Raw genomic sequence first — 24,874 nt, 5'->3', positions numbered from 1 at the left:
GTCAGGCTTCTTGCAGCTGCTCGATGAAGGTGAGGACGTCGCCCACGGTCTCGATCGAACGCAGCCCAGGGGCGTCGAAGTTCAGCTCGGTGTCGAGCTCGTCTTCGACGCGCAGCGCCAGCTCGGAGAAGTCGAGCGAGCGGAAGCCGATCTGCGACAGCTGGGTGTTGTCGTCGGCGGGCAATTCCTTGCCTTGAGCCGACAGCACCTCCGCCATCATCGAACGCACCTGGTCGCGGCTGAGCGTGGTCATCAATCCTCCGGGGGTCGAACGGTCCTCGGTTAGTCTAGGGGTCACCTGCCCGTCCACCACGAATGCCGGAGGCTCCATGCTGCGCCCTGCCACCGACGAGGACTGCGAAGCGGTCCGCGTCTGGCGCAACCACCCCGACGTACGCGCCGTGTCCCTGACCCGCGACGTCATCAGCCCCGAAGAACACCAGAAGTACTGGGACTCGTTGCGGGACAACGAAACCCGCAAGGTGTTCATGTACGAGCGAGGCGGTGTGGCGGCAGGGGTCGTCACCTTCTTCGCGATCGACCGGGCCGCAAAATCGGCGATGTGGGGCTACTACCTGGACAACGACGGCCTCACCGAACGTGGCGAACTGCTGCTGGCGTGGATGGGGATCCAACGCGACGCGGTGAAGCTGGCCGACGGCGAACTCGACCTCGACACGCTGGAGGGCGAAGTGCTCGACTCCAACGCCGCCGTACGCCGGATGAACACCCGCAACGGGTTCGAGGAGATCGGCTCCGACGAGCGCGTGATCGACGGCGAACCCACCCTTGTCCATACCATTCGCCGCAGGAGGCCAACAGCATGAGCAGCATCCGTATCGCGGGCCGCGAGATCGGCCCGGATCACGAGCCCTACATCATCGCCGAAATGTCCGGCAACCACGACGGCTCGCTGGACAAAGCGCTCGACATCGTCCGGATGGCGGCCGAGTCAGGCGCCCACGCGATCAAGCTGCAGACCTACAAGCCCGAAACGATCACCATCAAGTCGGACGCCCCCGACTTCCGCCTCTCGGCAGGTCACGAGTTGTGGGGCGGCCGCACCCTGTGGGACCTCTACGAAGAGGCCCACACGCCCTGGGAATGGCACAAACCGATCTTCGAGCTCGCCGCCGAACTCGGCATCACCTGTTTCTCCTCGCCGTTCGACCCGACCGCGATCGACCTGCTTGAGGACCTCAACACCCCGGCCTACAAGATCGCCAGCTCCGAGATTGTCGACCTGCCGCTGATCCGGCTCGCGGCCAGCAAGGGCAAGCCGATCATCATCTCGACCGGCATGGCATCGGTCGGAGAGATCTTCGCCGCTGTTCAGGCGGCTCGCAGCACAGGCAACGAGCAGATCGTGGTGCTGGCCTGTACCGCCAACTACCCGGCCGACCCCAGCGAGTCGAACCTGCGCGGCATCCCGGTGATGGGCAACACCTTCGGCACCCTCATCGGCTACTCCGACCACACGATGGGCATCGGTGCCGCGATCACCGCGGTCGCGCTGGGCGCGTGTGTCGTGGAGAAGCACGTCACCTTGTCGCGCGCCGACGGTGGCGTCGACTCCGCGTTCTCCTCCGAGCCGGAGGAACTGCGGATGCTGGTGGAGCAGACCAAGGTTGGTTGGCAGTGCCTCGGCCAGCCGCGCATCGGTGCCCGTCAGCAGGAGAAGGAAGGGCTGCGCTTTCGCCGTTCGCTCTACGTGGTCGAAGACGTCGTGGCGGGCGATCCGGTCACTGCCGCGAACGTACGCTCCATCCGGCCCGCGAACGGGCTCTCCCCCGACGAGTTCGCGCGCGTCGAGGGCCGCACGTTCAAGCACGACACCCCCCAGGGCACCCCGCTGTCCTGGGACCTGATCTGACAGCGAGGAAACGCCACATGCTCGAAGATGTCGAAGCCGTCGTCGACACCGACCTGGACTCCGGGGCAACCCTGCTCGGCGACCACCTCGTCGAGGGGTCCGACCTGGCTGGCGAACGGGAGTTCTGCGCGCTTGTCGCATCCTTCCGCCAGCTCGTTCACGACCTGCGTCCTGCAAAGGCGCTGTTGGTTGGCCCGAGTGCCGCCGAGTTGGTCAGCCTGCTGCCGACTGAATCCACCGCCCACCTGTTGGTGCGTCACGTTGTTGACGCTCGCGCGATCGCGGCGGTCGTCACGGACCGACCCAACGACCATATCTTCAGCGGCGGCTTCGAGCTCTTCCCGCAGCGGGAGTCGTACGACTTGGTAGTCGTGCTCGGGGGCGGTCCGGTCGTGCTCTCCCCCATCGCCGAGGGCATGTCCGAGAGGCAGATCCTGGCCAAGGCGAAGTCATTGTTGAGTCCCGACGGGGTGCTGCTCTACTCCGCGGAGAACGCCCTCGGTCTGCACGACATGCTGGCCGCTGAGGCCGAGGTGCCGACCGGCGACGATCGACTCTGGTATGTCGGCAAATCGCGTGTCTCCCAACGCCCCTGGGTCCACAACGAACTTGTGGCCACGCTGGAGGACCTTGAGCTACACACGGCCGGATGTCTCTTGGGCTTCCCGTCTCCTCAGGCGCCCGATCTGGTCGTCAACGCCACCTGCACCTCCGCGCAGATCACCACCCGGTTGGCGCGTGAACTGCCGCATGCCTTCACCAACTATTTCTCCGATCGCGCGTCTGTTCGTAACGCCGGCGACTTCGCACAGTTGGTGCTGCAGGCCGACTTGCGCACCCAGCTAGCGCCGGTTTGGTATTTCCTGCTGACCACCCGGGAACGCACGCTCGACCTTCCGGCCCTCGTCGTCGCCGAGCCCGACACGGCCCCCGCCTGGTCGTTCCTCGAGCGTTACAACGCGGCTGGCGAGGCAACGCTGACCTGGGGCGACGGAGTCAGCACTGTTGCGGAGCGTTCGGTCCTTGGAGTCTCGCGAACCCTCACCCCTGGTGACTTCACCGACGGCACCAACCTCGAACGTGCACTGCGCGTGGCGTGCGCCGGCAGTGACCACCCCACGCTGCGAACGCTGATGAAGCGCTACCGAGCGTGGCTGGAGCAAACCGAGCCATCCGAGTCGTTCACCGCTGAGCAGCGGTGGTTTGCCGTTCCGAACAACGTGATCGTTGGACCTGACGACACCCTGACTCTGGACGACCCGTCCTGGTCGGTGGCTCGCCCCGATGCCGCCTCGGCCGCGTTCGTCCACGGCGTTCGCACCTTCGCCACTCGCCTGCTGGCGGGCGGCGCTCCGCACCCGTGGAACCTGCCCGTGACTCCCGACGACGTGACCCGCACGCTCGCCGCGATGGGTGGCGTGACGGTGACCCCCGAGGTCATCGCCCACGTCGCCGACATCGAGGTCGAGATCGGCAGCGCCATTGGCACTCTCAACGGCGACCCCGAAGAGCTCCTGGCCCAGAACCTTGCGGAGAGCGCCCGGGAGAACCACTTGCCCGACGCTTCGTCCGCTGGCTTCCGCGAGCTGCTCGGCCAGGTCCGCACCCTCAGCCAGACGGTCCGATCGCAGGAGCGACAGGTGGCCTGGCTCGAGGGAACGATGAAACTGCGCGACCGCCGAATCGCCGAATACGACCGCCTGATGTTCAAGCTCGAAGAGTCATTGAGCTACAAGGCGATGCGCACCATCGGCGCGCCCAAGCGGATCGCCGTCGCGCGCGCCAAAGACCGCGTTGACGAGGCGTTGCCGGACGACGTGCGCAAGAAGGCGCGCCGGTTGGTTAAGCGCTTCATCGACCAGCAGGGCGGCTCCGACAGCTGATTCCTGCCGGTCACGGCAAACGCCGAAGGGCGGGTCAATTGACCCGCCCTTCGGCGTTTGCCATGTGGTTGCAGAAGACTCAGAAGCCACCCTTGGGGCGCACCCGTGGGATGTCGCTGTTGGTGCGCGAGGAAGGGAACTCCTCCGGTGGTGCGAACCGGCGGGCCAGCGCGGACCAATCGAATTCGTACGACGGTTCTGGCGCGGTGTGGGCCTCGACGTCGAGGTCCTCGCTCCACCCGAAGAGATCGATGATTTCTTCGGGGGGCAACAACTGATCGGCGCCCAGTTCCTCGACCGCGATCGCGTAGGCGATGTCGCGGGGAACGGCCGGCTGGTGGAACTGCGGATAAAGCGCCTGCGGTCGGTGCGCCCCACCCAGAATCGCGTGGTCGTCGCCGAGCTCCATCGGGTCGCCGTAAACACCAACTTCGGCTCCCGCGAGCGCTCCGTGCAGCAGCGCCGAGGTCATCCGGTTGCTCACGACCCGGCGGTGACGACGGATCTCGGCGAGTTGCTTGTAGAGGAACTCGGTGTCGGTCTCGCGCCAGAGATAGCCGCGCTTGCCATGGGTGATGACTCGGAAACCGGCGCGTTCGTAGATCTTGCGCACCCGCGGCTGCTCGAACTCGTTGATATAGAGGCAGATGGTGATGGGAACGTCACCCTCAGTCTCGCGAATCTCGGCGATGTAGGCCTCGTGGTCTCCGGCGACCTGCTGCCCTTCCCAACCGTGGAAGGGATAGACGATCGTTCCCTCTCGGGGGTGATTCTGGGCCTCCCACTCGCGCTGGTTCTCCATCTCCAGGAGGTAGTTCCACGGCGCGCCGGTGACGACGTAGTCGCGCATCCCGAAGGCCCATCCTCGACGGGCGCAGGCGTGGGAGTAGACGAACTTGGGATAGCGGGCGGCGAAGACAGTGCCGACGGCGAACCCGTCGTACATGTTCCAGCCGTGCTGCAGGTAGCCCCAGATCCGCGGCGGATCCGTAAGTCCCACATAGCGCGCCATGATGTGGGCGTGTCCGTAGAAATGGTTGGCGTGGTGCATCGACTCAGGCCTTCAAGAAGCTGCGGATCAGCTCGATCACTTGGTCGACCTGGTCGTCGGTGAGGTCCGGGAACATCGGCAGGCTGATCTCCTGCTCGGAGTAGAGCTCCGCGACGGGACAGGAGCCTTTGCGGTGGCCGAGCTCCTGGAACAGCGGTTGGTGGTGCACCGGAATGTAGTTGACCTGCACGCCGATTCCGCCATCGCGCAGGTGATCGAACAACTGGCGCCGTCGACCGTCCTGGATCCGCAACGGGTAGAGATGCCACATCGGGGAAGCACCCGCGCGGTGACCGGGCAGGATCAGTTCCTCAATCCCGGCGAGACCCCTGTTGTAGCGATCGGTGATCGCTTGTCGGCGCTCTTTGAACGCCTGGAGGCGCTTCAGCTGGCTGAGACCGAGCGCGGCGAGAACATCGGGGAGCCGGTAGTTCAGGCCCAACGAGTGAACCTCGTAATACCAGCCACCGAGTTCTTCCATCAGCTCCGGGCGACGTTCATAGCCGATGCCCTTGAACATCCGCGCCCGCTCCAGCAGGTCGGCATCGGCCGATACGACCGCGCCACCCTCGGCGGTGGTCAAGTTCTTGGTCGGGAAGAACGAGAAGGTGGTGACGTCGGCCAGCGACCCCACGGCGACGCCGTCCAGCGAGCCGGCAATCGAGTGGGCCGCGTCCTCGAGCAGCAGGGCGCCATGGTCGTGGGCGACCTTCTTCAGCGCCGCCGCATCGATCGGGTGCCCGGCATAGTCGACGCCGGCAACCACGGTGGTGCGGTCGGTGATGTGTTCCGCCACCGAGGCCGGGTCGAGGTTGCCGGTGTCGGGGCTCACGTCGGCGAAGACGATCTCCGCGCCCTGCCACATAGCGCAGGTGGCAGTCGCGAAGAAGGTCAACGGCGTCGTGATCACCTGATCACCGGGCTTCACCTGCAGCGCCGCGTAGGCGGTGTGTAGGGCGGCGGTGCCCGAGGTGACTGAGACGGCCGGCAGGTCAAGACCTGCCACCGCGCCGATCTGCTGCTCGAACGACTCGACGGCCGGTCCGGTCGTCAGCCAGTCGCTGGTGAGGACCGCGGTGACCGCGTCGATGTCGGACTGATCGATCGACTGACGCCCGTACGGCAGCATCAGACGCCGGACTCCAGGATCTTGCGGATGTCGTCGGCGTCGTACCAAAGGTCGTTCTTGTCAGACGCGCAGTGGAAGCCCTCGGGAACCGGCACCGCATCCTTCGGGGCTTCGTAACCCCAGGTCGCGAACTCCGGCTGCAGGATGAAGTATTTGCCGTCCATCACCATGACCGCGCGACGACCCTCCTCCTGGCTGATCATCTCTTCGTGCAACTTCTCACCCGGACGCAGACCGATGTCGTGCATCTTGGCGCCCGGCGCCACGGCCTGAGCAAGGTCGGTGACCTTGTGGCTCGGGATGTGCGGGACGACGAGTTCGCCACCCTGCATCATCTCGAAGGTGTCGAGCACCATCTGTACGGCCTCAGGCAGCGTGATCAGGAAGCGGGTGCAGCGCAGGTCGGTGATCGGCAGCGATTCGCCGGCCGCGGCGAGCGCGCGGAACTTGGGGATGATCGAGCCGCGGGAACCGGTCACGTTGCCGTAGCGCACCACCGCGAAACGCGAGGGGTAGGCGGCGGCGTAGTGGTTGCCGAGCACGAACAGCTTGTCGGCGGTCAGCTTGGTGGCGCCGTAGAGGTTGATCGGGCTGGAGGCCTTGTCGGTCGACAGCGCCACAACCTTCTTGACGCCGGCGTCAATGGCCGCCTCGATGACGTTCTGCGACCCGAGCACGTTCGTCTTGACGAACTCGTGCGGGTTGTATTCGCCGGTGTCGACCTGCTTGAGCGCGGCGGCGTGAACGACGTAATCGATGCCGTGCATCGCGCGGCGCAGTCGATCCAGGTCACGGACGTCACCGATGAACCAGCGCAAGCGCGGGTCGTCCTGGAACAACTGGCGGGCTTCCCACTGCTTGAGTTCGTCGCGCGAGTAGATCACCACGCGCTTGGGGTTGACGTCCTTCAACAACCGGGTGATGAAGGCTTTACCGAACGAACCCGTTCCTCCGGTGATCAGGATGGAAGAACCCTGCAGAATGCTCACGAATTGGCTCCCGTTGGTCGCGTGGTGGCCGCCCGCTGTCACGGGCCTGTTCCACCCTGTTCCCACAAGACCGCAGCACAAGTCGGGCACCGTGGGAACGGGGCGCCTCAGGCTAGCATTCACGGGGCGCCAGACCGTCGGACGACACGGGAAGCAGGCAGACGATGAGCAGGGACCCGATGAGCAGGGGCCTCAGTGGCGCGACCGTCGGTCTGCGGTGCGACGCATCGCGCGATACCGGAGTGGGTCACGCGGTGCGGTTGCTCGCCCTGGCCCAGGAGCTGATCAGCCGTGGCGTCACGCTCGCCGGCTTCGGTGGCTTGGAGATCGACTGGGTGGCGCGGGCCTACGCCGATCTCGGAGTCCACTTCTCACCTGCTGCCGATCTGTCGGCTGCGCCGATCACTCACGCGGTGCTCGACGGCTATGGGCTCTCCCCGTCGATCGGCGCGAGCCTGGCCCAACGCGGAGTGCGAACGCTGGCCATGGTCGACGGGCCCTTTGGAGCCGAACAGATCGCCGACGTCTACGTCGACCAGAACTTCGCGGCTGAGTCCGCAGCCGTGAAGCTGCCCGCCGTGGCGGTCGCCGGCATTTCGTACGCCCTCTTCCGCGACGAGGTGCTGCGCGCCCGTCGCCCCCACGTTGCGGACAGCAATCCACCGAGGGTGCTGGCCGTGTTCGGTGGCACTGATCCCTACGCCGCGTGTCCGCAACTGGCTGCGCTCGCGCTGGCGACGGGCCTGCCGATGACGCTCGTCGCCGTCGCGGCGACGACCTCGATCGCTGACGGCCTGGCCACACTCGCGACCCTGCCCTCTCAGCAGGTCGAGATTGTTCGCTCCCCTGCCAACCTCGCCGACCTCGCGGCTGGCTGCGATGCGGCGATCAGTGCGGCCGGTAGCACCATCTGGGAACTGCTCTGTCTGGGAGTGCCGACCGCCTCGGTCTGCGTGGTGGACAACCAGGAACCCGGCTACGACGCAACGATCAACGCCGGCGTCACCCTTGCCGGCGGGCGGCTCCCCCGGCTGCGCGGCACCGACCGCGAAGTTGAGGAACGGACGGTCGTGGGCAACCTCACCGAACTGATCGGCGACATCGCGCTGCGCGACGAGCTGCGCTCCACTGGACTGCAGCTGGTCGACGGTCGCGGCCGCAGTCGCGTGGCGGATCTGCTCCTGCAGAGCGCCACGCCGTAGCCTGTCCGGAACGTCCGCTCTCGCCACACAACCTTCGTGGAGGTCCGAGGTGCCCCGCACCCGCGTCGTCATCCAGTCCCGCCTGAACTCCTCCCGCCTGCCAGGCAAGGCACTGATGTCAGTCGGCGGCATGCCGCTGATCGAACTCGTGGCCCGCCGTGCCTCGCGATCCGGTCACGAAGTCGTGGTCGCTACCAGCGAGGAGCACTACGACACCCGTATTGCCGACCACCTGGGCGGGGTGGGCATTCCGGTGATGCGCGGATCGCTCGACGATGTTCTCGGCCGGTTCGTCGAGGCGACCAAGGACCTCGAGCCGGGCGACTGGGTCGTGCGCCTGACCGGCGATAACCCGGTCGGCGACGCGCTGCTCATCGACGAACTCGCCGAGGCGATGCGGGCGGGGGGTTATACGTACGGCCGCAATGACATCTCGCATATGCCCGAAGGCTTGGGCTGTGAGATTTTCCTGGTCGACGATCTGCGCCGCGCGCACGAGACGTCGTTGGAGGCCTACGACCACGAACACGTCACGCCGTGGCTGCGCCGCAACGTCCGCACCCTCGACTACACCCCGCGACGGAGCCCGGGTGACCCGCTGCGCTTCCGCTGCACCGTCGACGTCCTCGGCGACTTCGACCGCGTGGCACGCCTGTTCACCGATATCGGTGACCCGGTCGCCGTCCCGTGGCCCGACCTGATCCACAAACTCGACGCGATGATTGCCTCCTCCGGGGCAACAGTGCCCAGTCGCAACCACCGCGGGACCCCGCACAGCGTTCTCACCCTCGGAGGAACCCAGCTGTCCGGACCGTTCGCGTCGGCCCCACCCGAGGTGCGCGAGATGCTCGCCCGCGCGGTCGACCACGGTGTGACCCACGTGGAGGTTGGCCGCGCCGACGGCAACGCCGAACACATCCTGCGCAGCTGCGGCGAGCCGCAGCTGACCCAACGGCTCAAATTCATCTCGAGGTTGCAACCGCTGGTTGCGGGAGACGCCTCGGTGGCCCGCCTCGGAGTCGAGGCAAGCCTGGAACGGTCATTCGCCGAGCTGGGTCGGCGCCAGGTCGCCGCCGCTCTGCTCAGCGGCGTCGAACAGGTGGGCCTGGGCGGCGGTGCCGCTTGGCAGCGACTGCAGGACTACCGCTCCACCGGCGAGGTCGGCGCTGTCGGTGTGAGCCTTGCCCATGCGAGCGAAGCGAGCTCGCTGCTCGGTCTCGCGGGCTTGGATTTCATCGAGCTGCCGTTCAACGTTCTGGCCGGCCAACTACCCGACGCGGCGATCGAACTCACCGAGCGCGGAGTCACCCTCCTTGCCCACTCGATCTACGCCGGCGGCAGCCTCTTGCGGGGTGACCATCCGCGCGCCGCGTCACTCGGCGAGGCGGTCCGGGCCACCGGCCGCGACGGTGTTGCTGACCTCGCAGTCAGCTACGTGCTGGGCCACCCGGCTGTCGGCTCGGTCGCTGTGGGTGCACTCACCGACGATCACATGCGCCACAACTTGCAGCTGGCAGCTCGCGAGCCGCTGACTGCTGATCAGGTGACGCAGGTGCAGCAGATTCTGCGCTGAGGGCGCGACCGTAGGGTGGGCGCCATGCGTGTCGACCAGATCGTCCCGAGCCTGCTCGCAGGTGACCCCGCCCGTCCGCGGGTGACCTTCTACGACGATGCCGACGGACCCACCCGGGGCGAACGCATCGAGTTGTCCGGCAAGGTGTTGGCGAACTGGGTCAATAAGGCAGCGAACATGCTGCAAGAGGAGTTCAACCTCGGTCCCGGCGGGACCGTTCAGCTCGACCTCCCCGCGCAGCACTGGCGCACCATCTACTGGGCCCTCGCCGTCTGGTCCGTCGGCGGCACCCTGCTGGTCGGTGGCGGTGAATCCGCAGATCTCCGGATCAGCGATTCGGCGCCCGCCGATGTCCTGGTGACCCTGGCCGCCCTGGCCCGTTCCCATCCCGGCGACGTCGGCTCGGCGCTTGATGAAGCGCGCGAACTGCCGACGTACGGTGACCGGTTTGTGGCCTGGGCCAAGGCGCCGGACGATCAGCCGTGCCTGGCCACACCGGCGCAGTCGTGGACCTACGCCGAACTGGTCGCTTCCGGCCAGCCCGAACGAGCCCTGGTGACCGGCGACCTGGCCCGCACCCTGCGTCGCGCAGCGACGCTGTTCGCAGCGGACGGCGCGGTGCTCCTCGTACGCGACCCGGACCCTGCGCTGATGCCAGACCGATTGCGTGCCGAAGGTGTGGCAGGCTGACGCCTCAGGCCCGCGCGGACGCTTGTTCGCGGACCGCGTCGCGCTGCAACCGGCGCTTGATCCGCCCGTCTTCGCGCTTGGCCTTGGTCTCGAGTCGCTCGGCCTCTGTCGGCGGCGTTCGGTCCTCACCCATCAGGTCGGACATATAGCGCTCCATGATGTCGTCCATCGGGCCGTCGGCCTCGAGTTGGCCGCCCTTGAGGTAGAGACCACGGGTGCAGAAGCGCAGCAGATCACCCTCGGAGTGAGAGACCAAGAACAGGGTTCGGCCCTGGTCAAGCAGGTTCTCCATCCGGGTGTAGCACTTGTTGCGGAAGGCCGCGTCACCCACCGCGAGCACCTCGTCGACCAGGACGATCGGCTCGTCCAGACAGGTGATCACCGCGAAGCCGAGACGCACCTGCATGCCGGAGCTGAAGTGGCGGTAGGGAACGTCAAGGCCGTCTCGGACGGCTGGCCCGGCGAAGTCGACGATCTCGTCGAACCGCTCGTCCACCTCTTCCTTGCTCATGCCGTGCAGACCGGCGGTGAGGTAGATGTTCTCCCGCGCCGAGAGGTCACCGATAAAGCCACCGGTGAGCTCGATCAGCGGCGCCACACCCTCGTTGACCGACGCTCGACCCTCGTCAGGCAGCAGGGTTCCGGCGATCAGCTTCAACAGGGTGGACTTGCCCCCGCCGTTGCCGCCGACCAGGCCGACAGCCTCTCCGCGACCGACGCTGAAGTTCAGGTTGCGCAGCGCCCAGAACGTGTCTCGGGTGTGTGAGCTACGACCGGTGAACACGATTTCGCGCAGCGACAGGTTGCGCTTGCGACCGCGCAGAAACTCGATGCCGAGGTCCTCGACCCGGATCACCGGTTCACCCGGTGGGGTCTTCCACTTCACCGTGTCCGCAGCCTTGGAGAAGCCGTAGTCGTTCCAGGACAGCGCCGGGTCGTAGCCCGGGGGGTCCTTCGGGCCGCGCTGCGGAGTCCACAGAGGCCCCGCGTTCTGGTCGGTCATCTCAGATCTCCTTCAACACCGACGGTTCGAGCTTGCGGAATACCCACATGCCGAAGGCCAGCCAGAGAAGGGTGACCACGGCGCCAGCGATCCACGCGTGATAGTCGGGCGCGATCTTGGTAATAAACGCCTGTCGCAGCATGTCGTTGATCGCGGTCAGCGGATTCAACTGCTGGAGGTGGGCCGCCCAGGGTGCCTTCTCATCCAGCAACTGCGAGGAGTAAACAACGGGGGTGAGGTAGAAGAGCACCCGCAGGCCGATTCGGACCAGTCGTACGAAATCGTCGACCAACGCCGTCACCGGCGCCATCACCAGCCCGATGCCGATGCAGAGCAGGAACTCCATCAGTAGCGCCGGAATCCACAACAACAGTTCGAAGGGTTGCAGCGAGAGCTCCCCGCGCACCAGGAAGAAGAGGATGAACGCGATGAGGATCGGCAGGGACATCAAGAACTCGATGCCCTTGGCGATGATCAGGCGAATCACCCACAGCTCGCGCGGGATGTTGGTCGAACGCACCAGCAACCGTTCGGCGTACAACGCCCGAGCCGACTCGTTAATCGACATGTTGAACCAGTTCCAGGGCAGCAATCCCGCGACCAGGAAGACGACGAACGGGGCACCGCCGCTGCGGGTGCTGCCGTGTTCGCTGACGCCGTAGATCACCCCGAAAATGAACCAATAGACCAAGGCCATGGCCAACGGGTCGATCAAGGTCCAGAGGTAGCCCAAGACACTGCGGGCGTAACGGACTCGCAGGTCACGCCTGACCAACGTCCAGAGCACCTTGCGGTGCTCGTAGATCCGCGTGATGCGGTGGGTGATGTCCATCGTGTCCTTCGTCTTCGCCGGAATGCGATAACCGCGTCAGGATATCGGCGATTGGCTGGGCGTCCGCCGATCGTCGAGCGAGAGTCGCACCCGCGAGGTCAGGAAGCCAAGTCCCCAGGTGAGGTGCATTGTCGCGAGCACCGGCGGCACCAAGGATCGCACGGCGGCAGTCTCGCCGCCAGAGATGGCGACACCGCCGACCGTGATCGCGCCGAGGTATCCGACGGGGAGCACCCACAACGGGCGCCACACCACTCCCCCGAGGGCTCCGACAGCCACGGCGACCAGCGCCACCGGCGGCGCGAGGTAGCGCGCGTTGATCGACCCGCTGTGGGTTCGGGCAACCACCCGGCGCCACTGGCCGTACTCAAAATATTGCCGAGCCAGCTTGCGGAAGTTCGGGCGCGGCCGATAGGCCACGCGCATCTCCGGGGTGAACCACACCACGCCGCCCTGCTGGCGGATCCGGAAGTTCATTTCCCAGTCCTGGGCCCGGCTGAACCGCGAGTCGTAGCCCCCGACACGGTTGAGCCATTCGTGGCGGAACACGCCGAGATAGACCGTCTCGGCCGGACCGGCGTCACCCCCCAACTTGAACTTGGCACCGCCGACGCCGATCTTGCTCTTCATCGCCACCGCGACCGCCTTCTCGAAGGTGGTGCGGCCGACGGCGTCCATGATCCCGCCGACGTTGGCCGCGCCGGTCTCCTCCAGGGTGCGCCGCGCGGTCTGCAGGTAGTCCGGCGACAACATGCCGTGGCCGTCGACCCGACAAACGATTTCGTGACGGGCGTGGGCGATTGCGGCGTTGAGCGCGTCGGGGGTGCGACCGGTCGGATTGTCGACGATGCGCACCCGGTCATCAGCCGCTGCGAGGTCGCGCGCAACCTCGAGGGTGCGGTCGCTCGACGGGCCGATCGCGAGGATCACCTCGATCGGTCCGGTCCACTGCTGCGCCAACACCGCATCGACCGAATCGCGCAGGTAGCGCTCCTCGTTCAGGATCGGCATGACCACCGAGATTCCGGGAAGGGTGGCGTCATCGGTGGGTGGCACGCCCGCCAGGCTACAGGCTGCTCTCATCGGTGGCCGCTACCCTGTCGCGGTGGCAGATGACGACGATGCGATGACCTTTGACACGCGGCCCGGTGCTCCGCGCCGGCCACGGCGCAGCCCAAGGACCGACGACGCTCGCCGTGCCCTCCCGGTCCGCGGGCAACGCCGCACACCCTCGGAAGACGCCACCCAGGCTATGCCGGCCAAGAGTCGACCGGCGGCCAACGGCCGACCATCGCCCCCCGCCGCTCAGGCTCGCCCCACCCGCGCTCCAGCGGCCGATGCGACGACCCGGATACCGGTCGCCGGAGGCTCGCGACCCAAGCCACAGCGCAGCCCGGACGCCACCACCCACCTGCCCACAGGCGGCCGGTCGGCGCAGCGTTCCGGCGGCTCTCCGGCCCGTCCTTCCGCTGGAGCCCCGGCACCGCGTTCTGGGGGTCCGGCGCGAGGCTCCGGCGGCAATCCCCCGCCGCGCGGCCCCGGCTCTGGACCGCAGGGTCCGCGGGGCCCCCGCGATGGTGCCGATACCCGACCGCCGCGCCGCCGCCGTCGCTGGGTGAAGTGGGTGATGATCCCGCTGGTCATCCTCGCGCTCTGGGTCGGCTCCTTGCTGTGGGCGGCCAACAGCGCCTGGAACAAGGTGGCCAAGGTCGACGCCATGCCGACCGATAACCGACCCGCCGGTGGCAAGGGCACCAACGTCCTGCTCGTCGGTTCGGATAGTCGTGCCGGCCTGACGACCGCGCAGATCCATGAGTACGGCGCGGGCGGCGAGGGCACCTCACGCACCGACTCGATCATGATCCTGCACATGGGGTCGGGCAACCCAGTGCTGCTGTCCATCCCGCGCGACTCCTACGTCGACATTCCGGGCCACCGCAAGAACAAGATCAATGCGGCGTTCTCGATCGGTGGCCCCAAGTTGCTGATCCAAACCGTCGAGCAGGCCACCGGCCTGAAGATGGACAACTACATGGAGATTGGTTTCGGTGGGTTCGCTGGCGTGGTCGACGCGGTCGGGGGCGTACGGATGTGTCTGCCGGAGGCGGTCAACGACTCCTTTGCCCACATCAACCTGCCGAAGGGCTGCCAGACGCTCAACGGCCAGCAGTCGTTGGGCTATGTGCGGTCACGACACGCGTTCGCCGAGGGTGACCTCGCGCGGGTGAAGCACCAGCGGGAGTTCCTGGCCGCGTTGATGGCCAAAGTCGCCAGCCCGAGCAACTTGCTTGTTCCGTGGAAGCTGAAGGGTGTCGGCGAGTCGGGCGCCCAAGGCCTCGCGGTCGACAAGGCCATGTCGCCCTGGACCGCGCTCAAGACCGCATGGACGCTGAAGGGCGTGACGAAGGCGGGTCAGTCCATCCAGATCCCGATCGCGAACGCCGCCTACCAAACCTCGGCGGGCGAGGCCGTGCTGTGGAACGACGCGAAGGCCAAGGTCCTCTTCGACGCACTGCGCAACGACCAGTCGCCCAACGTCCAGCCGTAACCGCGACACATGTGATGAGGCCCCCGGCGCTTACGCCGGGGGCCTCATCACAGAGCAACGATCAACCGATCACCGCAGCAGGCTGCGGGCCATCACCATCCGCTGAATCTGGTTGGTGCCTTCATAGATCTGGGTGATCTTGGCGTCGCGCATCATCCGCTCGACCGGGTGGTCCTTGACATAGCCGGCCCCGCCGAGCAGCTGAACCGCATCGGTGGTCACCTCCATGGCAACGTCGGCGGCGAAGCACTTCGCGGCAGCACCGAAGAAGGTCAGGTCGGGGTCCTGGCGTTCTGACTTGGCGGCGGCGACGTAGACCATCTGCCGGGCAGCTTCGAGCTTCATGCCCATGTCGGCGAGCATGAACTGCAGGCCCTGGAACTGGGCGATCTCCTTGCCGAACTGCTTGCGCTCCTTGACGTAACCGAGGGCGTAGTCGAGCGCGCCCTGCGCGATGCCGACGGCCTGGGCGCCGATCGTGACGCGCGTGTGGTCAAGGGTGCGCAAGGCGATCTTCAGCCCCTCTCCCTCGGCGCCGATCATCCGGTCGCCCGGGATCCGGCAGTTGTCGAAGTGCAATTCCCGGGTGGGGCTGCCCTTGATGCCGAGCTTGCGTTCAGGCTCGCCGAACGAGAAACCTGCGTCATCCTTCTCGACCACGAATGCGGTGATGTTGCGACCGCGTTCGCCATCAGCATCGGTCACGGCCATCACCGTGTAGAACTGCGAGACACCGGCATTGGTGATCCAGGACTTCTGTCCGTTGAGGACGTAGTCGTCGCCGTCCTTCTTCGCGCGACACTTCATCGACGCGGTGTCGGATCCCGCCTCACGCTCAGAGAGGCCATAGGAGAACATCGCCTCACCCTTGGCCAGCGGCGTGAGGTATTTGCGCTTGATCTCCTCCGACCCGCCGAGGATGACCGGCATCGAACCCAGCTTGTTGACCGCTGGGATCAGCGAACTGGAGGCGCAGGCGCGGGCCACCTCCTCGATCACAATGCAGGTCGCCAGCGCGTCGGCGCCAACACCGTCATAGTCCTCGGCGACGTGCGGTGCGTGGAAGTCCGAGGCGACGAGGGCCTCGAGCGCCTCCTGGGGGAACCGGCTCTTGTCGTCGACGTCCGCGGCATGCGGCGCAATCTTGTCGTCGGCAATGGCTCGGATCGCCTCACGCAGGGCCTCGTGGTCCTCGGAGATCTTGAACAGGTCGAAGTCAGTGTTTCCGCTCACAGGCGCATCCTACTTCCGGGTATTCGGTGGTCAGTCGGCGAGCGCGGGAATGACTTCGCGCTCGAACAGGTCGATCCCGGAGGTGTCGTAGGCAGCCTCCGCGAAGTAGGTGATCGCGTAAGCAAGACCCGCCTCGCGCATTTTGCTCAGCGTCTCCACGATCTGGTCGGGGGTGCCGACTGCTGGCTGCTGCGCCAGGTTCTCGCGCATCTCGGCCGCCCGCTCCTTCGTGAAGCCGCCCTTGATCATGAGGTCCTCGTAGAACGCGAGTCGGTCGTCGACCTGGGCGCGGTCCTTGCCGATGACCACGTTGTAGTTGGCCGACCGGGTGATCGCGTTGAAGTCACTGCCGAGCTTCTCGCAGTGACCACGCAACACTTCAGACTTGCGGGTGAAGCCCTCGAGGCTGCCGTCGAAGTTGGTGTAGTCGGCATATTGCGCCGCGATCTTCAGGGTCACCTTTTCACCGCCGCCGGCGATCCAGATCGGGATCCGGTGGCGCTCGCTGGTGGTCTGCAACGGCTGCGGGTGACACAACGCACCGTCGACCTGGTAGTGCTTGCCGTCAAGGGTCGCCGATCCGGTCGACCACATTTGATGGAAGATCTCCACGCCTTCGCGCAACCGGCCGAGGCGGTCACCGGCGGAGGGGAAGCCGTAGCCGTAGGCGCGCCACTCGTGTTCGTACCAACCACCGCCGATCCCCATCTCGACTCGTCCGCCCGAGATGGCGTCAACGGTCGCGGCCACCTTCGCAAGGTAGGTCGGCTCGCGGTAGCTCATGCAGCTGCACATCTGGCCGAGCCGCACCCGCTGGGTCACAGCCGCGAATGCCGACATCAGGGTCCACGCCTCATGCGTCGCTTCACCCGAGGGCTCTGGCGTGGTGTGGAAGTGGTCGTAAACCCACAGCGACTCCCAGCCGTTGTGGTCATCGAACCGCCGGGCGAGATCTGCCATCGCCTGCCATTGACGAGCCGGCTCGATGCCGACCAAATCGAACCGCCATCCCTGGGGCACGAACGCTCCGAAGCGCATGAACTACCTCCGCGTGAAGTGGTGTTGACCACACTCTAGGTCCAGGCTTCATCCCAGGTTCACCCGCCGTGATGCGGCGCTTGCGGTCCCGGCAGCGCCCCGATCGCTACGGTATGGCTCGTGTCTTCCGAGTCTCACATTGCCGTTGTCGGCACCGGTTATGTCGGTCTGTCCATCGCTGCGCTGCTGTCGCAGCGGCACCGCGTTGTCGCGTACGACATCAACGCGCAGCGGATCGGAGGGTTGCAGCAGGGCCGTAGCCCGATCGTGGACCGCGAGTTGGAGGACCTGCTGTCCTCCGGCCACCTCGACCTGAACTTCACCACCGACAGCCAGCAGGCCTATACCGGTGCCCGGTTCGTGGTGATCGCCACCCCGACCGACTACGACCCGAAGAACAACTACTTCGACACCAGCACCGTCGACGGCGTCATCACCGACGTCACCCGCGCCAACCCCACCGCAGTCATGGTCGTGAAATCGACCATCCCCGTCGGCTACGTGCTGGACGCGCGAGAACGACTCGGCACCCAGAACGTGATCTTCTCCCCCGAGTTCCTGCGGGAGGGCAAGGCCCTGTTCGACAACCTGCACCCCTCCCGGATCATCGTGGGCGACACCAGCGACCGGGGCCAGGAGTTCGCCGACCTGTTGCGGGAGGCCAGCTTGGAAGACGACGTCGAGGTGTTGTTGACCGAGCCGACCGAGGCCGAGGCGATCAAACTGTTCGCCAACACCTTCCTGGCGATGCGCGTCGCCTATTTCAACGAGCTCGACACGTTCGCGTTGACCCACGGGTTGGACACCCGGCAGATCATCGACGGAGTCAGCCTCGACCCCCGGATCGGGAAGTTCTACAACAACCCCTCGTTCGGCTACGGCGGTTACTGCCTGCCCAAGGACACCAAACAGTTGCTGGCCAACTATCAAGACGTGCCGCAGACCCTCATCTCGGCGATCGTCGATGCGAACCGGACCCGCAAGGACTTCGTGGCCGCCGACATCGTGGGGCGCCACCCCCGGGCGGTCGGCATCCACCGCCTGATCATGAAGGCCGGTTCCGACAACTTCCGGGCCAGCAGCGTGCAGGGCATCATGAAACGGATCAAAGCCAAGGGCATCCCGGTCGTGGTCTATGAACCCGAACTGGCCGACGAGACCTACTTCGGCTCCCCCGTCGAACGCGACCTGGACCGCTTCAAAGAATCGGTCGACCTCATCGTCGCCAACCGGCTGGTCCCCGAACTCGACGACGTCGCCGACAAGGTCTACACCCGCGACATCTTCGGCATCGACTCTTAGCGGGCCGGACGCGCGGTGGTGTGGTGACCAGCTCGGTCACTTCACGCTGGATCCCGTCGTCAGCTCAGTTTCGCGCGCAGCGCCGCACCTTTGGCCTGCGCCTGCTGACGCAACTCGGACTGGAAGGCCAGCATCTTTTCCTGCACCAAGGGGTCGGCAGCGCCCACGATGCGAGCGGCGAGCAGACCTGCGTTCCGGGCACCACCAATCGACACGGTGGCGACCGGAACGCCGGCCGGCATTTGCACAATCGACAACAGGGAATCCATCCCGTCGAGATATTTCAGCGGGACCGGCACCCCGATCACCGGCAACGGGGTGACCGCGGCAAGCATGCCGGGCAGATGCGCGGCGCCGCCGGCACCAGCAATGATCGCTTGCAGGCCACGACCGGCCGCGGATTCGCCGTACGCGATCATTTCCTGCGGCATGCGGTGGGCAGAGACAACGTCGACCTCGTGGGCGATGCCGAACTCGGTCAGCGCCTGCGCCGCCAGTTCCATCACCGGCCAGTCGGAGTCGCTGCCCATGACGATCCCCACCAGGACCTGCTGCGCGTCGATCATTCGGTCACCACTCCTTGCAGATAGTCGGCGGCATGCTCGGCCCGGCCGCGCAGTTCGCCGAGGTCGTCACCACAGACGGTGACGTGGCCTATCTTGCGACCGGGGCGAACTTCCTTGCCGTACATATGAATTCGCAGTCCGGGATCGCGCGCCATCAGGTGTCGATAGGTCGGGTAGAGCTGCGGGAAATCACCCCCGAGCACGTTGCCCATCACGGTCCACGGGGCGCGCGCCGTCGTCTGCCCCAACGGGAGATCCAAGACCGCGCGCAGGTGTTGTTCGAACTGGCCGGTGACCGCACCGTCCATCGTCCAGTGGCCGGAGTTGTGTGGCCGCATCGCGAGCTCGTTGACGACGTACGAACCGTCTTTGCGTTCGAAGACCTCGACCGCCATCACGCCGGTGACGTCCAACTCACCGGCGATCGTGAGCGCATCACGGGTCAGCCGCACCGCGAGGTCATCGTTCAGGTCTGGTGCGGGCGCGATCACCTCGGTGCAGATCCCGTCGGTCTGCACGGTGTGTGTGACGGGCCAGACCGCGGCCTGACCAGAGGGACTGCGCGCCACCAACACGGCGAGCTCGCGCAGGAAGTCGACCGCCTCCTCGACCAGCAGACTCTCCTCGCCGGTCAGCCGGTCAAGCCACCCGCGCGCTTCGTCGAGCGAGCCAGCGACCAGCACGCCCTTGCCGTCGTAGCCACCGGTCGGAGTCTTCAAGACCACCGGCCACCCGTGGTCGGCCGCGAAGGCCCCGACCTGCGCCGCGGTGGTGACCTCAGCCCACGCCGGACACGGGATGCCGATCTCGGTGAGTCGACGACGCATCACCAGCTTGTCCTGGGCGTGGATCAACGCCTGCGGGCTCGGGTGAACCGCGACACCGTCGGCCTGCAGGGCCAACAGAATGTGCTGCGGAACGTGTTCGTGGTCGAACGTGACGACGTCACAGTCCGCCGCGAACCGTCGTACGGTCTCCAGGTCAGTGTGGTCGCCCACCGGGGCGGCCGGCACCACCAGGGCCGCCGCAGCGGTCGGCGACTCGCTCAGTATTTCGAGGGTCAGTCCCAACTCGATCGCGGGAGCGGCGCACATCCGCGCCAACTGCCCGGCGCCGATGATGCCGACGACAGGGAAACCACCAGGTGTTCGACGCAAAGTCACGGGCATCACGATATCGGGGCGCCCAGATTGATCGGTTAGCATCCGACATGTGTCAGAGACCACCCACGAATCCTTCGCCGCCCGCATCTGGCATGAAGTCGCCAAGTTCGGCGCCGTCGGCCTGATCAGTTTCGTGGTCGACATGGGCGGGTTCAACCTGCTGGTCACCGGACCGATGGCCGGCAAGGTCACCACAGCCAAGATCGTCAGTGGGGCCGTCGCCACCGCGGTTGCGTGGGTCGGCAACCGCTATTGGACCTTCCGGCACCGCCGCAACCGTCCGGTCCACCACGAGATCGCGTTGTTCTTCCTGGTGAACGGCATTGCCCTCGGCATCTCGGCCGTGTGGGTGGCATTCAGCCACTACGTGCTTCACCTCGAGGGAACGCTCTGGCTCAACATCAACGCGTTCATCGGCATCGGTTTGGGAACCCTCTTCCGGTTCTGGACCTACCGGACGTTCGTTTTCGCTCCGGAGTTCGATGAGGCCGAGGCGGTCGACCCGAGTCAGCAGTTCGCCGACCAAGCCTGAGGCTCGACCCTCAACGGGGCCATTCTTCTTGTTCGGGCGCCTGAGCCGCGGACAGAAAGAGCGCAAAGACCGCAGGCCGGGCGCTGCGCAGCTCCAACCGCCCGCCGTTCGCGCCGGCAAGGTCGCGGGCTAGACCCAGACCGAGACCGGTGCTTCCGGTGGAGACCTGACGGTCGAAGACCCGAGCGGCGATCGTCGGATCGACGCCTTTGCCGTGGTCACTGACCTCGATCACCACTGATGGCCCCGATCGCCGGGCGCCGACCTCCACCGTTCCCGAGCCGTGGGAAAGAGCGTTCTCCAACAGGGTCGACAGGATCTGCGACAAGGCGCTGCGCGCGATACTCACCCACAGACCGCGCTCGCCACTGACCAACACCGACCGGCGCGCTTCTGCGAAGTTGGGCTGCCACTCCCGCTGCAGGGCGGCGATCACCGAGTCCAACGAGGTCTGCGGGATCTCGCCATCGACGCTGTGCCGGGCTCGTTGCAGGAGCTCATCGACCACCCCGGTCAACCGTTCGACCTGGTCAATACCGACGCGCGCCTCCTCGTGGGCAACCCCTAAGTCGTCGGCCATCGAGATCTCCTCCAACCGCATCAACAAGGCAGTCAACGGCGTCCGCAACTGGTGGGAGGCATCGGAGGCGAACTCACGCTCGGCCGCAAGGGTTCGGGTGATCTCGCCCGTACGACGTTCGAAGACCTGGGAGATGCGGGTGATCTCCTCCATGTCACTGCGCAACGGGCGGAACACCGCCGATCCGTCGCCGACCAACTCGGCCTGCTCGGTGAGGTGGCGCAGCGGCTCGGCGACCTGGCGGGCCATTCGCCGCGCGACCAAATGTCCGATCAGCGCCGCGATGCCGGCCAGCAGCACGATCCCAAGGCGTCGCCACCAGCCCACCGCAAAGGCGAGCGCCGGGATCATGAAGACCACCAGGCTCACCGCAAGAGTCGTGGTCATGCTGCGGATCAGCCTGCGCTGCAATGCGGTTCAGCCCTCGGACGGAAGCTCGAAGCGGAAGCCCACGCCCCGGATCGTCGTGATGAACCGCGGGTCGAAGGCGTCATCCTCAAGCTTGCGACGCAACACCGACACATGCATGTCGAGGGTCTTGGTAGATCCAAACCAGGTGGTTTCCCAGACCTCCCGCATGAGCTGCTCGCGCGAGACGACCTTGCCTTGTTCGCGAACCAGCACCCGCAACAGGTCAAACTCCTTGACCGTGAGCTGCAGTTCGTCATTGCCGCGATAAGCGCGCCGCGCCTCGGTATCGATCCGGACGAAGGGTGCGGTGGGGCCGTCAATGGGCGTGCGGCGTAGCAACGCCCGGGTTCGAGCCAGCAACTCAGCGAGCCGAAACGGCTTGGTGACGTAGTCGTCGGCGCCGGCATCCAAGCCGACGACCGTGTCGACCTCGTCGGCGCGCGCGGTCAGGATCAGGACCGGAACGTTGTAGCCCTCCGATCGCAAGGCTCGGCAGACATCGAGACCGTCGAGCACCGGCAGGCCCAAGTCGAGGATGAATAGGTCGGGATTCTCCCGAGCACCCTCCAGCGCGGAGGCGCCGTCTTCGCGGACGTCGACGACATAGCCTTCTCGGCGCAGCGCGCGGGCCAGCGGTTCCGAGATCGCGCTGTCGTCTTCCGCCAGCAGGACCCGAATCATGGGTTCGATCGTAGTGGTCATCGGTCGGTCCACTGCGGACGACGCTTCTCGGCGAACGCGCGAACGCCTTCGGCCCGATCCGGCGAGAACGCAGTGGCTCGCCAGCAGCCGTCCTCGATTTCCAGTCCGGCCTGCAAATCGGTCGACGAACCCAACCGCATGGCTCGTTTGGCGTTGACCAGGCCGGTCGGTGAGTTCTGGGCGATGCCCCGCGCCAGTTCGAGCGCGCGGTCACGGGCTGCGCCGGCCGCGACCAGTTCCTCGACGAACCCCCAGGCGTGGGCCTCGGCCGCGGAGAACTTCTGCGCGGTGAAGATGGCCCGCGAGGCCTTTCCCCAACCGACTCGACGGACCAGCAATTGGGTGCCGCCACCGCCCGGAATCACCCCGACGGACACTTCGGGGAGCCCGATCAGGGCGTCGCCGCCGGCGACGATGATGTCGCAAGACAGCGCGATCTCGGCCCCGCCTCCCAGCGCGTAGCCGTCAACGGCAGCAATCGTTGGCATCGGCAGATCCAGTACGCCGGTGTAGGCGGCCCGCGCGATCGGTCGCTGCGCGATCAGTTCGGCATCGGTGAACCCGTTGCGCTCCTTCAGGTCTGCGCCGACGCAGAACGCTTTGTCGTGGCTACTGCTGACCAGCACCACTCGTACGGATGGGTCGGCGGCCAATTCGCTCGTGGCAGAAGCCAGGTCGCGAGCGAAGGCGGTCGAGACCGCGTTCATTGCCGCCGGCCGATCGAGCACCAGCTCGACGATGTGGTCGCCATCGCCGTGTCGACGAAGGGTGATCATCTGGTCTCCTTCTTGATGGATCTGCTGATGGCGGCGGCCTGCACGTCACCGACACCGGGCAAGCGCACCACGCCCACCTCGAACACATCGGCGGTGGCCATTGCGGTGGCCACCCGGGCGACTTCGGCGTCAACGAGAATCTCGCCCGGCGCTGCTGTGCTGGTCAGTCTGCTGGCTCGGTTCACCGTGTGCCCGTAGACGTCGCCTTGCCGGGCGAGCACCCTGCCGGTCGCGACGCCGATCCGCAGCCGTGGCAGTTTGGTCGACGCAGCAACCGCTTCGAGCAGGTCGAAGGCGATCTGAATGCCGCCGTCGATCGATCGATGAGTGAACAGGACCTCGTCGCCCACTGTTTTCACCACCGCACCGCCGGCCTGAGCAACGACATCGGAGACCGTGGTCTCGAAGGTGGTCACCAGTTCGGCGAGGTCACGCTCGCTGGTCGTCCGAACCAGGCTGGTGAAGTTGACCAGGTCGGCAAAACCGACCGTGCGCACGACACCGACATGTGATTCCGGCTCGGCATCAGCGACCATCTTGGAGATGGCGCTCGCCAGGTTTCGGCGCGCAACGTAGTCGACCAGCAGCGTCATCTCGTCGGAGATGGCGATCATCCGCTCGGCGACGTCGAACGCGATGGCGGTGTCGAGCTCGAGATCCTGTTCGGCCGTCATCATGTCGCTGACTAGTTGCAGCATCCACATTTGCATACGGTCGGTGCTGCGGCCGACGGCCCGCGCCAGGCGCACCGCTGTCTCCTCATCGAGCAACCCGTTACTGATCAGCCGTTCGATGCGACGGACGGCCTCGACGTCGCGCTGATTAAAGACAACGTCCTCGTCGCGAGCGTTCGCGAATCCCATGGCGCGCCAGAACTTGCGCGGCAGGTCCGAATTCGTGCCAGCCAATGCGGCGACATCCAGCCGGCGCAGGCTGCGGGGGCTGCCCATCAATTGCTCTTCGACCTGGTCGACAAACGCCGACCGGTCCTGCGACCGGATCGAGGCGGCGTCGGGACGCACATGGATGATGTCGCCGACCGAGTGTGGGATCCGCTCGTTGCCATCGTCGACGACGAGGCGACCCAAGTCGTCAATGTCCACCGCTCGCCCTGTGCAGGTCTGGTCGTGGGACACCTGCACTTTCACCTGCTGGCCGAGCGTGACGCAGGCCGATCGGTAGTCGTCGTCGCTGGACGGGTCGTCCCACCGGGCCTGGATCGCCACGAGTTCTTCGAGCACGGTCGCGATGAGGTCCTCCCGCCACACCTGGGATCCGTTGAGCGACAACGAGGTTGCGGCATCGGTAGCGAGCTGGTCCTTGTTCTGCCACACATTGATACCGATGCCAGCAACGACCACTGGGTCGGTGCCCGGAGCGACCTCACACAAGATCCCGCCGACCTTGCGCTGCTGCCCGTCGCCAATCTTCAACAGCAGGTCGTTCGGCCACTTCAATCCCGCTGTCAGGCCCGTGGCGCGCAGCAGAGCCCGTCGTACGGCGAGGCCGACCAGCAGCGGGACCCACCCCCAGCGCCCGGGCTCCGAGGGCAACGGCAGGGTGACCGACAAGGAGATTCCGAGGCCGGCAGGCGCCTGCCACCCGCGGTCAAGCCGGCCACGACCGGCGCTCTGGAAGTCGGCGACGAACACGCTCCAAGGTTGTGGATCAGCCATCAGAGCGGCGTTGGTGGAGGCGACCTCGGGGACGATGTCGACCCGGTTCCACGGCTGCGTAGGGATCTGCGCCCGCAGTCGGTCCGCCTCCAGAACTGGTGCCATGCCCCCAAGGCTATTGT

At 66.2% G+C, this 24,874-nt stretch carries 24 protein-coding genes; 9 read left to right on the top strand and 15 right to left on the bottom strand.

The window, feature by feature from the left end; genetic code table 11:
* Nucleotide 1: 1 nt before the first annotated feature.
* The gene (locus ACYU98_RS01070) at nucleotides 2-253 is read right to left on the bottom strand and encodes an acyl carrier protein (protein ID WP_460466324.1); all 252 of its coding nucleotides are present in this window, start codon (nucleotides 251-253) and stop codon (nucleotides 2-4) included.
* Nucleotides 254-329: 76 nt separating this feature from the next.
* Here ACYU98_RS01070 and pseH point away from each other — a divergent pair, with 76 nt between their 5' ends.
* The 3 genes from pseH to ACYU98_RS01055 are packed head-to-tail and all read left to right on the top strand — an operon-like array spanning nucleotide 330 to nucleotide 3,756.
* A complete protein-coding gene (gene pseH / locus ACYU98_RS01065) occupies nucleotides 330-827 on the top strand; it encodes a UDP-4-amino-4,6-dideoxy-N-acetyl-beta-L-altrosamine N-acetyltransferase (protein WP_460466323.1) in 498 nt (165 codons plus the stop codon).
* Nucleotides 824-1,873, top strand: coding sequence for a pseudaminic acid synthase (pseI, locus tag ACYU98_RS01060; RefSeq protein WP_460466322.1), 1,050 nt, complete (start codon nucleotides 824-826; stop codon nucleotides 1,871-1,873). Before pseH ends, pseI begins: the two co-directional genes overlap by 4 nt.
* A 17-nt stretch (nucleotides 1,874-1,890) precedes the next feature.
* A complete protein-coding gene (locus tag ACYU98_RS01055; RefSeq protein ID WP_460466321.1) occupies nucleotides 1,891-3,756 on the top strand; it encodes a hypothetical protein in 1,866 nt (621 codons plus the stop codon).
* A gap of 79 nt (nucleotides 3,757-3,835) precedes the next feature.
* On the opposite strand, the gene ACYU98_RS01050 is transcribed toward ACYU98_RS01055, so the two are convergent.
* The 3 genes from ACYU98_RS01050 to pseB are packed head-to-tail and all read right to left on the bottom strand — an operon-like array spanning nucleotide 3,836 to nucleotide 6,925.
* Nucleotides 3,836-4,807, bottom strand: a complete 972-nt coding sequence (locus tag ACYU98_RS01050) for a hypothetical protein (RefSeq protein ID WP_460466320.1) — start codon at nucleotides 4,805-4,807, stop codon at nucleotides 3,836-3,838.
* 4 nt (nucleotides 4,808-4,811) lie between these two features.
* Complete coding sequence (locus ACYU98_RS01045) at nucleotides 4,812-5,936, bottom strand: DegT/DnrJ/EryC1/StrS family aminotransferase (protein WP_460466319.1); 1,125 nt, start codon at nucleotides 5,934-5,936, stop codon at nucleotides 4,812-4,814.
* The gene (gene pseB / locus ACYU98_RS01040) at nucleotides 5,936-6,925 is read right to left on the bottom strand and encodes a UDP-N-acetylglucosamine 4,6-dehydratase (inverting) (protein ID WP_460466318.1); all 990 of its coding nucleotides are present in this window, start codon (nucleotides 6,923-6,925) and stop codon (nucleotides 5,936-5,938) included. Before pseB ends, ACYU98_RS01045 begins: the two co-directional genes overlap by 1 nt.
* 164 nt (nucleotides 6,926-7,089) lie before the next feature.
* On the opposite strand from pseB, the gene ACYU98_RS01035 reads away from it, so the two are divergent.
* From ACYU98_RS01035 to ACYU98_RS01025, 3 genes are read left to right on the top strand one after another with little or no spacing between them, the layout of a single operon-like run.
* On the top strand, nucleotides 7,090-8,127 hold the full coding sequence (locus tag ACYU98_RS01035; RefSeq protein WP_460466317.1) for a hypothetical protein: 1,038 nt from the start codon (nucleotides 7,090-7,092) through the stop codon (nucleotides 8,125-8,127).
* Nucleotides 8,128-8,176: 49 nt separating this feature from the next.
* A complete protein-coding gene (locus ACYU98_RS01030; RefSeq protein WP_460466316.1) occupies nucleotides 8,177-9,700 on the top strand; it encodes an aldo/keto reductase in 1,524 nt (507 codons plus the stop codon).
* Between the two features lie 24 nt (nucleotides 9,701-9,724).
* Nucleotides 9,725-10,390, top strand: a complete 666-nt coding sequence (locus ACYU98_RS01025) for a TIGR03089 family protein (protein WP_460466315.1) — start codon at nucleotides 9,725-9,727, stop codon at nucleotides 10,388-10,390.
* A 4-nt stretch (nucleotides 10,391-10,394) separates the two neighbouring features.
* On the opposite strand, the gene ACYU98_RS01020 is transcribed toward ACYU98_RS01025, so the two are convergent.
* From ACYU98_RS01020 to ACYU98_RS01010, 3 genes are read right to left on the bottom strand one after another with little or no spacing between them, the layout of a single operon-like run.
* Nucleotides 10,395-11,393, bottom strand: a complete 999-nt coding sequence (locus ACYU98_RS01020) for an ABC transporter ATP-binding protein (protein WP_460466314.1) — start codon at nucleotides 11,391-11,393, stop codon at nucleotides 10,395-10,397.
* A gap of 1 nt (nucleotide 11,394) precedes the next feature.
* The gene (locus ACYU98_RS01015) at nucleotides 11,395-12,225 is read right to left on the bottom strand and encodes an ABC transporter permease (protein WP_460466313.1); all 831 of its coding nucleotides are present in this window, start codon (nucleotides 12,223-12,225) and stop codon (nucleotides 11,395-11,397) included.
* A 36-nt stretch (nucleotides 12,226-12,261) separates the two neighbouring features.
* Complete coding sequence (locus ACYU98_RS01010; protein ID WP_460466312.1) at nucleotides 12,262-13,281, bottom strand: glycosyltransferase family 2 protein; 1,020 nt, start codon at nucleotides 13,279-13,281, stop codon at nucleotides 12,262-12,264.
* A 559-nt stretch (nucleotides 13,282-13,840) separates the two neighbouring features.
* On the opposite strand from ACYU98_RS01010, the gene ACYU98_RS01005 reads away from it, so the two are divergent.
* Complete coding sequence (locus tag ACYU98_RS01005; protein WP_460466311.1) at nucleotides 13,841-14,773, top strand: LCP family protein; 933 nt, start codon at nucleotides 13,841-13,843, stop codon at nucleotides 14,771-14,773.
* Nucleotides 14,774-14,842: 69 nt separating this feature from the next.
* Here the strand turns inward: ACYU98_RS01005 and ACYU98_RS01000 are convergent, their stop codons facing one another.
* The gene (locus tag ACYU98_RS01000; protein WP_460466310.1) at nucleotides 14,843-16,006 is read right to left on the bottom strand and encodes an acyl-CoA dehydrogenase family protein; all 1,164 of its coding nucleotides are present in this window, start codon (nucleotides 16,004-16,006) and stop codon (nucleotides 14,843-14,845) included.
* A 30-nt stretch (nucleotides 16,007-16,036) separates the two neighbouring features.
* Complete coding sequence (locus ACYU98_RS00995; protein ID WP_460466309.1) at nucleotides 16,037-17,044, bottom strand: LLM class F420-dependent oxidoreductase; 1,008 nt, start codon at nucleotides 17,042-17,044, stop codon at nucleotides 16,037-16,039.
* Between the two features lie 120 nt (nucleotides 17,045-17,164).
* On the opposite strand from ACYU98_RS00995, the gene ACYU98_RS00990 reads away from it, so the two are divergent.
* Nucleotides 17,165-18,346 carry a nucleotide sugar dehydrogenase gene (locus tag ACYU98_RS00990; protein WP_460466308.1) on the top strand — a complete coding sequence of 394 codons (1,182 nt, stop codon included), beginning with the start codon at nucleotides 17,165-17,167 and terminating at the stop codon, nucleotides 18,344-18,346.
* Nucleotides 18,347-18,405: 59 nt separating this feature from the next.
* Here ACYU98_RS00990 and purE read toward each other — a convergent pair whose 3' ends face one another.
* Both purE and ACYU98_RS00980 read right to left on the bottom strand, forming a co-directional pair.
* Nucleotides 18,406-18,912, bottom strand: coding sequence for a 5-(carboxyamino)imidazole ribonucleotide mutase (gene purE, locus ACYU98_RS00985; protein WP_460466307.1), 507 nt, complete (start codon nucleotides 18,910-18,912; stop codon nucleotides 18,406-18,408).
* The gene (locus tag ACYU98_RS00980; RefSeq protein WP_460466306.1) at nucleotides 18,909-20,081 is read right to left on the bottom strand and encodes a 5-(carboxyamino)imidazole ribonucleotide synthase; all 1,173 of its coding nucleotides are present in this window, start codon (nucleotides 20,079-20,081) and stop codon (nucleotides 18,909-18,911) included. Before ACYU98_RS00980 ends, purE begins: the two co-directional genes overlap by 4 nt.
* Nucleotides 20,082-20,124: 43 nt before the next feature.
* Between ACYU98_RS00980 and ACYU98_RS00975 the strand changes: the two genes are divergently transcribed.
* A complete protein-coding gene (locus ACYU98_RS00975) occupies nucleotides 20,125-20,607 on the top strand; it encodes a GtrA family protein (protein WP_460466305.1) in 483 nt (160 codons plus the stop codon).
* Between the two features lie 10 nt (nucleotides 20,608-20,617).
* Here ACYU98_RS00975 and ACYU98_RS00970 read toward each other — a convergent pair whose 3' ends face one another.
* The 4 genes from ACYU98_RS00970 to ACYU98_RS00955 are packed head-to-tail and all read right to left on the bottom strand — an operon-like array spanning nucleotide 20,618 to nucleotide 24,857.
* Nucleotides 20,618-21,574 carry a sensor histidine kinase gene (locus ACYU98_RS00970; RefSeq protein WP_460466304.1) on the bottom strand — a complete coding sequence of 319 codons (957 nt, stop codon included), beginning with the start codon at nucleotides 21,572-21,574 and terminating at the stop codon, nucleotides 20,618-20,620.
* 30 nt (nucleotides 21,575-21,604) lie between these two features.
* Nucleotides 21,605-22,279 carry a response regulator transcription factor gene (locus ACYU98_RS00965; RefSeq protein WP_460466303.1) on the bottom strand — a complete coding sequence of 225 codons (675 nt, stop codon included), beginning with the start codon at nucleotides 22,277-22,279 and terminating at the stop codon, nucleotides 21,605-21,607.
* A 17-nt stretch (nucleotides 22,280-22,296) separates the two neighbouring features.
* Nucleotides 22,297-23,076: an enoyl-CoA hydratase/isomerase family protein gene (locus ACYU98_RS00960; protein ID WP_460466302.1), complete on the bottom strand. Its 780-nt coding sequence runs from the start codon at nucleotides 23,074-23,076 to the stop codon at nucleotides 22,297-22,299.
* Nucleotides 23,073-24,857, bottom strand: a complete 1,785-nt coding sequence (locus tag ACYU98_RS00955; protein WP_460466301.1) for a biotin--[acetyl-CoA-carboxylase] ligase — start codon at nucleotides 24,855-24,857, stop codon at nucleotides 23,073-23,075. The genes ACYU98_RS00960 and ACYU98_RS00955 overlap by 4 nt, the downstream gene beginning before the upstream one ends.
* Between the last annotated feature and the right edge of the window lie 17 nt (nucleotides 24,858-24,874).

It is taken from the genome of Calidifontibacter terrae, assembly GCF_054778835.1.
This window is presented reverse-complemented; position numbering and strand designations above follow the sequence as displayed.

Coding starts and splice junctions, on each gene's coding strand:
- ACYU98_RS00980 (WP_460466306.1), bottom strand. CDS start 20,081: ATGCCCGTGACTTTGCGTCGAACACCTGGTGGTTTCCCTGTCGTCGGC.
- ACYU98_RS00970 (WP_460466304.1), bottom strand. CDS start 21,574: ATGACCACGACTCTTGCGGTGAGCCTGGTGGTCTTCATGATCCCGGCG.
- ACYU98_RS01050 (WP_460466320.1), bottom strand. CDS start 4,807: ATGCACCACGCCAACCATTTCTACGGACACGCCCACATCATGGCGCGC.
- ACYU98_RS00995 (WP_460466309.1), bottom strand. CDS start 17,044: ATGCGCTTCGGAGCGTTCGTGCCCCAGGGATGGCGGTTCGATTTGGTC.
- ACYU98_RS00965 (WP_460466303.1), bottom strand. CDS start 22,279: ATGATTCGGGTCCTGCTGGCGGAAGACGACAGCGCGATCTCGGAACCG.
- ACYU98_RS00955 (WP_460466301.1), bottom strand. CDS start 24,857: ATGGCACCAGTTCTGGAGGCGGACCGACTGCGGGCGCAGATCCCTACG.
- pseH (WP_460466323.1), top strand. CDS start 330: ATGCTGCGCCCTGCCACCGACGAGGACTGCGAAGCGGTCCGCGTCTGG.
- ACYU98_RS00960 (WP_460466302.1), bottom strand. CDS start 23,076: ATGATCACCCTTCGTCGACACGGCGATGGCGACCACATCGTCGAGCTG.
- purE (WP_460466307.1), bottom strand. CDS start 18,912: ATGATCGACGCGCAGCAGGTCCTGGTGGGGATCGTCATGGGCAGCGAC.
- ACYU98_RS01020 (WP_460466314.1), bottom strand. CDS start 11,393: ATGACCGACCAGAACGCGGGGCCTCTGTGGACTCCGCAGCGCGGCCCG.
- ACYU98_RS01015 (WP_460466313.1), bottom strand. CDS start 12,225: ATGGACATCACCCACCGCATCACGCGGATCTACGAGCACCGCAAGGTG.
- ACYU98_RS01055 (WP_460466321.1), top strand. CDS start 1,891: ATGCTCGAAGATGTCGAAGCCGTCGTCGACACCGACCTGGACTCCGGG.
- ACYU98_RS01070 (WP_460466324.1), bottom strand. CDS start 253: ATGACCACGCTCAGCCGCGACCAGGTGCGTTCGATGATGGCGGAGGTG.
- ACYU98_RS01025 (WP_460466315.1), top strand. CDS start 9,725: ATGCGTGTCGACCAGATCGTCCCGAGCCTGCTCGCAGGTGACCCCGCC.
- ACYU98_RS01045 (WP_460466319.1), bottom strand. CDS start 5,936: ATGCTGCCGTACGGGCGTCAGTCGATCGATCAGTCCGACATCGACGCG.
- ACYU98_RS01035 (WP_460466317.1), top strand. CDS start 7,090: ATGAGCAGGGACCCGATGAGCAGGGGCCTCAGTGGCGCGACCGTCGGT.
- pseI (WP_460466322.1), top strand. CDS start 824: ATGAGCAGCATCCGTATCGCGGGCCGCGAGATCGGCCCGGATCACGAG.